Below are 9647 nucleotides of genomic sequence, written 5' to 3' on the forward strand. Positions count from 1 at the left end.
ATTCTCACCCTTTAAACTCATTTATGTCCATTATCCGTCAATACATTGCCCCCTTAATCGCCATCCTGATATTTCTGTTGGCCTTAGCAGCAGTCAGCGCTCGCATCTTTTTACCCTCCGACATGGCAGCACCAGCCCCAATCGGTATGTTAATTATTAATTGGCTATAACCCATACGTATCAAATTTAAGATTAAATCGGCGGTTAGAAACCGCATCTACACAGGCATGGCGCGTAGCGGCTTCCCGTAGGGAAGGCCACCTCCGTGGGTTTCAAATCCTCAATGTTTTCTGAGTCCGCGGAGGCGGACTTTGTTTGTGTAGCCGCGACTTCCAGTCGCCAGGGCTTAACTTGATACCAATGGCCATAACTTATTATCAATTACTAATCATTAACTTTGAACTTCTTACAGGGCTATCACATTCGTCGAGGCTCAACTCTAGATAGGGCGTTATTGGTAAAGTTTATGCAGCAGACTTACCAAGAATTATTCCCCAATCAAGATTTTTCGCACCTAGCCCAGACAGTTGAGCGATATTACTGCACTGATACCCCTTCATGGTGGGTGTACCAACAGCAAGAAACAAAATTGTCACCTTCTCCCGTAGCTTGCTTGTGGATAGGTAACGCCATAGATCAAGTAACGGGCGATCGCCATGCTCATATTTTTCTGCTTTACGTTGTGCCAGAATATCGAAGACAGGGGATTGGTACAGCCTTGATGAACCACGTAGAAAATTGGGCAAAACAAAGGGGCGATCGGCAAATCGGATTACAAGTTTTTGACTCCAACACCCCCGCCATAAATCTTTATCATCAACTCGGTTATCAAACCCAATCCCACTGGATGGTAAAATCGCTCCAGAAAGAAAAATAATTATAATGAACTAAAACTCAAATCCTGTAGAATTGTTGAAATACTTTCAAGGTTTTGCTTGTTGGTATAGGGCGCGGCGATTAAACCAGAATAATTATGTACGACGAAGACGATTTAAGCCTACTTGATGCCGTGGTGGAGCTAGAAAGCCCCCTAGACCACATAGAACCGCTTGCTGATGAATCAGAAGTGGCAAAACCTGATCCAGAATTAATGTTGGAACTCCTAGAAAATTCCCAACCCCAACAACGGATGCTGGCAGCGCGTGCCTTCTGTGATCTTCAAGATGAACGAGCAACACCCCATCTAATTCACCTGTTAACCGATAACTGTCCCCTAGTGCGAGTCAGTGCAGCCTACGCCATCGGTCGAAACCCTGCCGAAAATGCCGTAGAACCATTAATTACTCAACTCAACCGTGATTGGAACGGTTATGTAAGAAAAGGAGTAGTTTGGGCTTTAGGTAACTGTCGCGATCGCCGTTCCTTAGCCCCCCTAGCAGACGCTTTAAGAACAGATATCCCCGCCGTGCGTCTCTGGGCAGCCAGCGCCCTAGCACAGATGGCAGAAGTGGGATATGAAGCCGTTGTTGGTGCCATACCATCCCTCATTGAAGCCTTAGTTCAAGACCCCATTGCGGCTGTGCGGAGTAACTGCGCTTGGGCTATAGGTCAACTTTGCCGTGAACTCCCCTCCAACGTAGTTTATGCCACAGCCATTGATGCGCTAATTCAAGCCTTTGCCGAAGATCAAGACTTAGGAGTGCGAGAAGATGCCAAAGCCTCACTTCTGGGAGTCGGTGATCCCCGTGGGTTACAATTAATAGAAACCTTAGAACAAGAAGGTTGGTTTTGACAACTCCTCATTTCTCTGTGAACTCTGTGCCTCTGTGGTTCGTTTATTCCGTAACTCGTACATAAATCCTATTTTAATGAGAGCAAAGCAACATTTAACTTGTAATCTAAAAATATAAAGAACATCACCGCCAAAATTATCAACATGAGTCCCTTACCAGATTATCGTCCAAAGCAACTATCTGTAGGTCCATTAGAAGCAGAAATTCTGAGTATCGTCTGGGAACTGGGTTCAGTGACAGTTAAAGACGTACACGATCGCATTCTGGCCGATCCTAACCGAGAATTAGCTTATACTTCCGTTACCACCGTTTTACGTCGTTTGACAGAAAAAGGTTGGTTAGCTTGTGACAAACATCTGAAAGCCTTTTATTGGCGGCCATTGTTAACCAAGCAACAAGCAGAAATGATTAAAGCCTATGAACAATTACAGCAATTTTTGGCAGTGGGGAATCCTGATGTAGTTGCCGCTTTTGCTGATAGTCTAGATCAAGCAGCTAGTGACCAAATAGAAGCGATCGCCCAACGGATTCAAGCTGCACGGCAAGCCAGAGAAGGAAAATAGAATTATGCATCTACTCATGATTATCACGGCCGTAACCGTTGCTTGGACTTTAAGATATTTTGGGAATATACCTCAAGGTAATTGGAATTGGCGCTGGGAGCGATCGCTGTTTTTATTTCTCTTTCCCCCTTTACTGATTTTTATGACAGCCGTTGCTGTCTTGTGCATGGGTACTCAAGGACAAATGGGAGGAATGTATACTGGTTCTTTCAGCTATATACTAGCATTAATTACACTGACTTGTTTTAGCCTTTTGTGCATCAAACTAGCCCTACAAGGTTGTAAATCCATCCAATCGACCCTTCAATATCCGCAGTTAAATTTGGCTGGTAAACAAGCCCGAATACTACCCACAAAAGCCTTATTTGCCGGTCAAATAGGTTTTTGGCAACCGGAACTGGTCGTTAGTCAAGGATTATTACAAACCCTCTCACCAGCCCATCTAGAAAGCGTCTTAGCCCATGAACAAGGGCATTACCATTATAGGGATACCTACTGGTTCTTTTGGCTCGGTTGGGTTCGTTCCTGCACTGCTTGGTTGCCAAATACAGAACCTTTGTGGCAAGAATTATTAGTTTTAAGAGAATTACGCGCTGACAGTTACGCTGCTGTTCAAGTAGACCCTTTAATCTTAGCAGAATCATTGCTATTAGTAGTCAGTAACAACCCCGTAACAGAAGAAATTTGTTGTGCAGCTTTAGGTACTATTGGGGGTGTGAATGAAATCCATCGCAGATATCGCTTAGAAGAAAGAATTGAAGCGCTCTTAACCCCACCTGAAGCAACCATTAAAACTCAGCTAAAATCTTGGCATATTTTTATCTTAGGGTTTCTACCTTTGGCAACAGTCATTTTTCATAATTAGGGAGAGAACAGGGAACAGAAAAATCAATTGGGTAATTAATTCTGTCTTATTACTTCAATACCTTGTGCAAATCGAAAAAAGTCTTGATTTTAGCAGTTACGCATTGATAGAATCTATTAAATAAGCATTATCAATTCTATCTCTTGTAGGGTGTGGTTCGGCAAGCTCACCAACCACGTCAGACCCGATAATTGAGCATCTAACAGACTTCCTCTATCTGACGCACCGCACTAATATGGGATGACAAAAGCGTGAAACTAGGCAATTTCTTTCATACATATCATCTGCATTTTGTACAGTGCGTAAGTCCTAGATTTGTAGGTTGGATTGAACAAAGTGAAACCCAACTTATTTGTTGAGTTATGGCTAACGCCACGCTAACGCGAACAACCCAAGCTATAAAAAATGGGCAAGGTATTGATTTTAATTACAGATTTCTTCAAAAATCAAAGAACTTACTCACTCTAAAAATTATCAATTAATTGCATCGGGATCTACACCTAATTCTCTAAGTTTTTCAGCTAGTAATTGAGCGCGTCTTTGTGCTTCCTCCTTTTCTAATTTCTCTCTTTCCTTTTCCAACTTCTCTCTGTCAGCACGTTCGTCACCAGTTGCTACTACCGTTCCATCTTGATGAAACCAACGTAACCAAGTGTCATGTCTCCCTTCAAATTCACCTTGCCATAGGTTAATACCTAAACCAATATCTTCTAACCAAGTTTCTTCAGTTTTGATATAGTGTCTACCAGCTAATTGATAAATGCTTAATATCTGCTCTCCTAATTGTTGATTAGGGTCATAGATAACATAATAATTAACTTTCATTCTTTCATATATCTTGAATTTCTTAGTTAGTTCTTCACCTTCTTTGTTAGAAACAATTTCCATTACCAGTTCTGGTGATTTGCCGAATTTCCACGCCATGTAACAACGGTTTTGCTTCTGCCACCAATCTTCCGGTACTTGGACATCAAAACTAATAAAAACATCAGGAACAATGGCAGGTTCCCCATCTGTATGATAAATACCCACATTAGCTTCAGCTAAAAATGGTTGTTCTAAAGAACTATAAAGAGAACTAATTAAAAGCCGTTGTTGTTTAGCAGATGGAAAGTTGTCCACAGGTGTATCATCTTCGGTGATTAGTAGATTAGCATCTGGAATATAGTAATCATCAACTTTAATTAAAAGTTGTTCAACCATAATTTTTATCCACTCATTTAATAGTGTTGTTTATATTATACAACATGAGTTATGCTTTCAGCAGCTTTTTCAAAGATAAGTTGGGTTTCCTTGCGTCAACCCAACCTACAAAAAATTAATGACAGATTTACTCAAAAATCAAAGAACCTACTTACTCTAAAAATTATCAATTAATTGCATCAGGATCTACACCTAATTCTCTAAGTTTTTCAGCTAGTAATTGAGCGAGTCTTTGTGCTTCCTCTTTTTCTAGTTTTTCAGATTGAGCGAGTCTTTGTGCTTCTTCCTTTTCCAACTTCTCTCTGTCAGCACGTTCGTCACCAGTTGGTACTACCGTTCCATCTTGATGAAACCAACGCAACCAAGTATCTTGTCTCCCTTCAAATTCACCTTGCCATAGGTTAATACCTAAACCAATATCTTCTAACCAAGTTTCTTCAGTTTTGATATAGTGTCTACCAGCTAATTGATAAATGCTTAATACCTGCTCTCCTGTTCAACCATAATTTTTATCCACTCATTTAATAGTGTTGTTTATATTATACAACATGAGTTATGCTTTCAGCAGCTTTTTCAAAGATAAGTTGGGTTTCCTTGCGTCAACCCAACCTACAAAAAATGGGCAAGGTATTGATTACTTATAAATCTCTATATCAAGAGTATTCTTCTCTTTTTCTAATTCTTCCTCCTGTCTCTTGTTATTCAATCTTCTTCTCTACGGCGACGACGTGACCTTGCTTGGGGTTTTTTGCGTAAACGGAGACTAATTTCATTAAAGAAATCTTGCCGCACCAAGGGATAATCACTCACCCACAAATTACGACTGGGAATGTATATATCGCTAAACTCTTCAATTTCGCTTAAATCGGGGCGATTTGACATTACTAACATTTCAGCAACTTGACCGGTAGTAATAGCTTTATAAGCTGGACGTAGTGGTGCTTGAAACTCGATACTAAATCCTGTGTTATCGCCTATTTCTAAATTAATCCGTTTTTCCCGGTTTTCAATGATTACTAACTCACCTTGGGGATTGACGGTTTCTTGTTTACCAATCAAACTATCGGTAATCCACCAATCTAAGATTCTGCCACGGAAAAACCCACTATACTTATAACGTCGGATTTTGGCATTGCGGATACTGGCTAAAAATACTGGATACCACAACCAGAAAAAACCAGTAAACACTCCCAGCACAAAGATAATTAACCCAAATTTCAGCCGAAAAACTACTTCTATCAACACAATCACTACTAGGCCAACTACAGAAATTAATACTCTCTGTAAAAGATTGCTAAACTTGCCACAGCAATATTTATACTGAGAACTAGAGGCAATCAGAGGGATGAGTTGTTCAAATTTTTCGCGTGTGAGGGGAACTAACATGAGTGCTGAGTATTGAATGGGAAGTTTACAAAATCTTTTCTAACCCATATACTAACGACTTTAGCTGAGAGACTTTACGAATGGCTAATAAAACTCCCGGCATATAGCAAGCGCGATCGCTAGTATCATGACGTAAGGTGTAAATTTGCCCCGGTGCGCCAAAAATGACTTCCTGGTGGGCAATTAATCCTGGTAAGCGGACACTATGAATCCTCACACCTTCATCTGCTAAACTGCCTCTAGCTCCTGGAATTTTTTCCGTTTCTTCCACTATAGCCTGGTTGAAACTTTTACCTGTCTCTGCTAAAAGTTGGGCTGTTTGAATAGCTGTCCCACTGGGAGCATCTGCTTTTTGATTATGATGGAGTTCGATAATTTCGACGTGATCAAAATATTGAGATGCAGTCACGGCAGCTTGTTGAAGTAATACCATGCCAATGGAAAAATTAGGAATAATCAAACAACCTGTACTGGCTTTTTCGGCAAAATCTGCCAAATTTTCGATTTGTGCTGGATTTAACCCCGTTGTTCCCACCACTGGACGAATCCCGTAGGCGATCGCACTCCGAATATTGTCGTAAATTGAATCAGGATGGGTAAAATCTACCATTACCCCCGGTGGTAGGTTTCTTTCGGCTGCCACATATCCCAACATGGCCTCCAATTGATTGGTAATTGGCACTTCCAAGGCTTCACTTAAACCAGCCAATTCCCCCGCATCTTTGCCTTGATGTTCGACTGAGGTATCCACAGCACCCATCAAAATCAAATCCGGTGCTTGAGCCACAGCCTTAATCACCTCACGTCCCATCTTACCAGCCGCACCATTGACAATAACCGGAATACCCGTTTGATTAGTCATAATTTACAAAATACTTTTTCAGTCAACAAAGGAATTTTAAGAGTAATTGACAATATTTTAGCGGATTTGTAAAATCACAACCTACGCAAAATATCTCTCACAATCTCATTTCTCTGTGAACTCTGTGCCTCTGTGGTTGGTTGTTCATTGATTTGTGCGTAGTGCAAATAAACCCAACTATGTAACAAACACCCTACTTTGCGATTCCTCCTCGTTCCAATAAAGTCCAGAAATAACCATCTGGTGAGATAAAAGAAAAACTCACCTCTCCAAACTCATTACAAATAATATCGGTAACTTGTTTAGCCATACTAGACTGAACCCGCTGAAAATAGGTCTCTATTCCCTGGACGCGATAAGTATAAAGACACATTCCCAAGCTACCAGGTTGAGCAGCTTCAAAGCGAGACTCTACCTTGATTTCCTCTGGAAAGCGAATAATATAGAGTCTACCGCTTCGTGCTTCCAGAAAATTAGATTGAGATGAACGGGGGTCATCAAAAGCAGTTACTATATATTTTTCTCCCACTCCCAAATCAAAAATATCTCGACCTGCTTCAGAAGATTCATAAGTAGTTTCTACATCATCACGTACACGCAATAAACCCAACACCTCTTCATAAAATCTTAAAATTTCTTTGCTGTCATCTTGAACAATCAACCCTACATGAGTAAACTGGCTGGTACTAAAAGCTGCATTGTGATTAACACTTCCGTAATTAGGAACTACATAACCAAAACGTTGAAATAGAACTTGTCGAGTCAGAGGTTGCAGTACCAGCATTTCTCGCACCCCAGCCACCGGTTCTACAAATGGACGACTTTTCTTTTCTTTGGCATAAATCACTTCCCAGTAAGGACTACTGTACTTAATAGTCCATCCAGCTATTTTTGCCTCTTCTACATGATTTAAAAACCCTAGCAAATCAGTAGTTAAGGTAGTAGCCCAGCGATTACCCTTAACTTTCATCGTACTAATACCTAACCCAGCATTGGTAGGATTTTGCCAAATCATTAAGCGAATTAAACCATGATCTGTACCTTGATGGTAAAGACGAATTGCCTGTAAAGGAGAATTTACTCCGTATAATTTATTAGCCGCACTAGCATCTAAGTCCCCCAATTGACCAACGCGATAACCAAATTGTTCCCAATATTTAACTGCTGTGATAGCTTCAGGAACACCAATACAGACTTCATAGATACCTTTAATAGCAGTAGTTTGTTCTTGGGTCATACAAGTTGCAGATTATTGGGTATTAATACGCAGTTTACTATAATATATGATATTTTTCTGATTCGGACTACAATAATCAAATCGCTGTTTTTTACGGTGATTTTAGCCAGGATACCCCATTTTACGGTGTGAGCCATGCCAAACTATGAGCGTTTGCTGACTACCTATGATTCTACCCTGTTAAATAAAGCCGTCTCTTATGTTTGTCAAGCAATCATTACCATTCAACGACAGCACCCAGAGTTACTGCTAGAAAAGTACAGGAGTGTTCAGTGGGAAAACCATACTAATCAATCTGCTTTGAGTGCAAAATTCACAAAAGCACTCAGTCAAACTCAAGACTGGGATGAATTGCTGCAAAAACTGGAATTATATCTCAGAGCTATTCTTACTCCTACAGCTTTTACTTTACCAATTGTACTCGAATTAATCACTAAAATTCAACAGCTAAGTTCTATTAAACCGGAGTTAAATGGCTCAATTAATTCTCAAATTACTATTCCTAGACCAGCAAAACCAGAAACAGGTATAGCTATTTTACTTTTAGATGCGGAAAATCTGCAAATTAATCTGAGTACAGAAAAGTTTTTAAATACAGTTTGTACTGCTCCTATTCAAGTGAAAATTGCCTTTGCAAATTGGTCTAATCGGGGTAAGTTAGATGTGGAATTACATGAGCGTGGATATGATTTGATTCATGTTCCTATTGGTAAAGATAATGCAGATGGCAAAATGATTGCCTATGGTTCATCAATTCATGAGCGATACCCCAATGTTCAGGAGGTTTTGGTTTGTTCGTCAGATAAGGTAATGACCAATTTACGCAATAATTTACAGCAACATGGTTTAATAGTATATCAAGTTAGTCAGCAAGGAGATAATATAAGTTTATTTAATAGCCGTTCTGGTGAAACCACTATCTACAGTCTTAAACCTTTACCAGAAATGCCTTCTATTGAGGAATTAATTCTGCAATTAAAAGCTTTAATTAAATCTGAACAACAGCGCACCCGAATTTATTGGGTTAAACTTTCTGTGATTGCTAAATTATTTAAAAATAAATATACTTTTAATATCAGCCAAGTTATATCTCTCCATTTACCTGGTAAAAGAGCTAGAGATATATTCATTAATCATCCTACAGAGTTTGTTACCCATCAAATTGATGATGGGTCTGAATTATATGTTACTTTGTTTGAACATGATCAAATACAATCAGAAACCAAAAAAACTCAATCTGAGGTAGCTGTAAGTATTACTTCTGCAAGGGAGTTAGAACAAGTGCTGAAGGATATCATGATCAATTTAATTCAAGAATCTCAAAATTCCTGGATTGATATTAGTATTTTGGGTAGTAAATTTAATCAATTATATGGTAAGTCGATTACAAGCAAAATTAAAGAGTTGAAAATAAGTTCTAGTTATGTCAAATTTTTACAGTCCTGCGGTTCTTTGCAATTGCAGCAAAAGGACAAAAAATGGGTAGTAAGTTGTTAAATTAACAGTGTCATTATTTCAATTTCATGTTTAAAAACATGAGTTTTTTCTGTTAAGAGTTACCTCTGAAATAAGAATTATGGATTTTATCTCTTGTAGGGTGCGTCAGACCCGATAATTGAGCATCTAACAGACTTTCTCTATCTGACGCACCACATTAATATGGGATAACAAAAGCGTGAAACTCTGCATTTTGTACAGTGCGTAAGTCCTATGGAGTTATCTTAGAGGATGTTTGAAAAGTGGTATTCGGTAATTTTCATCACATTTTACCCCCCTTAATCCCCCCCCCTCACAAGGG

At 39.5% G+C, this 9647-nt stretch carries 11 protein-coding genes; 6 read left to right on the forward strand and 5 right to left on the reverse strand.

What is annotated here, in order from left to right; genetic code table 11:
* Positions 1–23: 23 nt before the first annotated feature.
* The 5 genes from VB711_RS16740 to VB711_RS16760 all read left to right on the forward strand — a co-directional run bounded on the left by VB711_RS16740 (position 24) and on the right by VB711_RS16760 (position 3161).
* Positions 24–170 (forward strand): hypothetical protein, encoded by a 147-nt coding sequence (locus VB711_RS16740; RefSeq protein WP_323287308.1) that lies wholly within the window; start codon positions 24–26, stop codon positions 168–170.
* Positions 171–466: 296 nt separating this feature from the next.
* Positions 467–877, forward strand: a complete 411-nt coding sequence (locus tag VB711_RS16745; RefSeq protein WP_323287309.1) for a GNAT family N-acetyltransferase — start codon at positions 467–469, stop codon at positions 875–877.
* A gap of 96 nt (positions 878–973) precedes the next feature.
* Positions 974–1732, forward strand: coding sequence for a HEAT repeat domain-containing protein (locus VB711_RS16750; RefSeq protein ID WP_323287310.1), 759 nt, complete (start codon positions 974–976; stop codon positions 1730–1732).
* A gap of 144 nt (positions 1733–1876) precedes the next feature.
* Positions 1877–2296: a BlaI/MecI/CopY family transcriptional regulator gene (locus VB711_RS16755; RefSeq protein ID WP_323287311.1), complete on the forward strand. Its 420-nt coding sequence runs from the start codon at positions 1877–1879 to the stop codon at positions 2294–2296.
* Positions 2297–2300: 4 nt separating this feature from the next.
* The gene (locus tag VB711_RS16760; protein ID WP_323287312.1) at positions 2301–3161 is read left to right on the forward strand and encodes a M56 family metallopeptidase; all 861 of its coding nucleotides are present in this window, start codon (positions 2301–2303) and stop codon (positions 3159–3161) included.
* Between the two features lie 474 nt (positions 3162–3635).
* On the opposite strand, the gene VB711_RS16765 is transcribed toward VB711_RS16760, so the two are convergent.
* The 5 genes from VB711_RS16765 to VB711_RS16785 all read right to left on the reverse strand — a co-directional run bounded on the left by VB711_RS16765 (position 3636) and on the right by VB711_RS16785 (position 7849).
* Positions 3636–4364 (reverse strand): Uma2 family endonuclease, encoded by a 729-nt coding sequence (locus tag VB711_RS16765; RefSeq protein ID WP_323287313.1) that lies wholly within the window; start codon positions 4362–4364, stop codon positions 3636–3638.
* A 166-nt stretch (positions 4365–4530) separates the two neighbouring features.
* Entirely contained in the window at positions 4531–4725 is a 195-nt protein-coding gene (locus VB711_RS16770) for a hypothetical protein (RefSeq protein ID WP_323287314.1), read from the reverse strand.
* 341 nt (positions 4726–5066) lie between these two features.
* On the reverse strand, positions 5067–5750 hold the full coding sequence (locus VB711_RS16775) for a phosphate ABC transporter permease (protein ID WP_323287315.1): 684 nt from the start codon (positions 5748–5750) through the stop codon (positions 5067–5069).
* A gap of 25 nt (positions 5751–5775) precedes the next feature.
* Positions 5776–6612 carry a 4-hydroxy-tetrahydrodipicolinate reductase gene (gene dapB / locus VB711_RS16780; RefSeq protein ID WP_323287316.1) on the reverse strand — a complete coding sequence of 279 codons (837 nt, stop codon included), beginning with the start codon at positions 6610–6612 and terminating at the stop codon, positions 5776–5778.
* A 193-nt stretch (positions 6613–6805) separates the two neighbouring features.
* The gene (locus tag VB711_RS16785; protein WP_323287317.1) at positions 6806–7849 is read right to left on the reverse strand and encodes a VOC family protein; all 1044 of its coding nucleotides are present in this window, start codon (positions 7847–7849) and stop codon (positions 6806–6808) included.
* Between the two features lie 135 nt (positions 7850–7984).
* Here VB711_RS16785 and VB711_RS16790 point away from each other — a divergent pair, with 135 nt between their 5' ends.
* The gene (locus VB711_RS16790) at positions 7985–9346 is read left to right on the forward strand and encodes an NYN domain-containing protein (protein ID WP_323287319.1); all 1362 of its coding nucleotides are present in this window, start codon (positions 7985–7987) and stop codon (positions 9344–9346) included.
* The last annotated feature ends 301 nt before the right edge of the window (positions 9347–9647 follow it).

The sequence above is a fragment of the Cronbergia sp. UHCC 0137 genome, from assembly GCF_034932285.1.
Taxonomy (GTDB): domain Bacteria; phylum Cyanobacteriota; class Cyanobacteriia; order Cyanobacteriales; family Nostocaceae; genus Cronbergia.

Excerpts from the sequence above, each read along its gene's own strand:
- VB711_RS16760 (WP_323287312.1), top strand. The coding sequence starts at position 2,301 with ATGCATCTACTCATGATTATCACGGCCGTAACCGTTGCTTGGACTTTA.
- VB711_RS16785 (WP_323287317.1), bottom strand. The coding sequence starts at position 7,849 with ATGACCCAAGAACAAACTACTGCTATTAAAGGTATCTATGAAGTCTGT.
- dapB (WP_323287316.1), bottom strand. The coding sequence starts at position 6,612 with ATGACTAATCAAACGGGTATTCCGGTTATTGTCAATGGTGCGGCTGGT.
- VB711_RS16790 (WP_323287319.1), top strand. The coding sequence starts at position 7,985 with ATGCCAAACTATGAGCGTTTGCTGACTACCTATGATTCTACCCTGTTA.
- VB711_RS16775 (WP_323287315.1), bottom strand. The coding sequence starts at position 5,750 with ATGTTAGTTCCCCTCACACGCGAAAAATTTGAACAACTCATCCCTCTG.
- VB711_RS16755 (WP_323287311.1), top strand. The coding sequence starts at position 1,877 with ATGAGTCCCTTACCAGATTATCGTCCAAAGCAACTATCTGTAGGTCCA.
- VB711_RS16765 (WP_323287313.1), bottom strand. The coding sequence starts at position 4,364 with ATGGTTGAACAACTTTTAATTAAAGTTGATGATTACTATATTCCAGAT.
- VB711_RS16750 (WP_323287310.1), top strand. The coding sequence starts at position 974 with ATGTACGACGAAGACGATTTAAGCCTACTTGATGCCGTGGTGGAGCTA.
- VB711_RS16745 (WP_323287309.1), top strand. The coding sequence starts at position 467 with ATGCAGCAGACTTACCAAGAATTATTCCCCAATCAAGATTTTTCGCAC.
- VB711_RS16740 (WP_323287308.1), top strand. The coding sequence starts at position 24 with ATGTCCATTATCCGTCAATACATTGCCCCCTTAATCGCCATCCTGATA.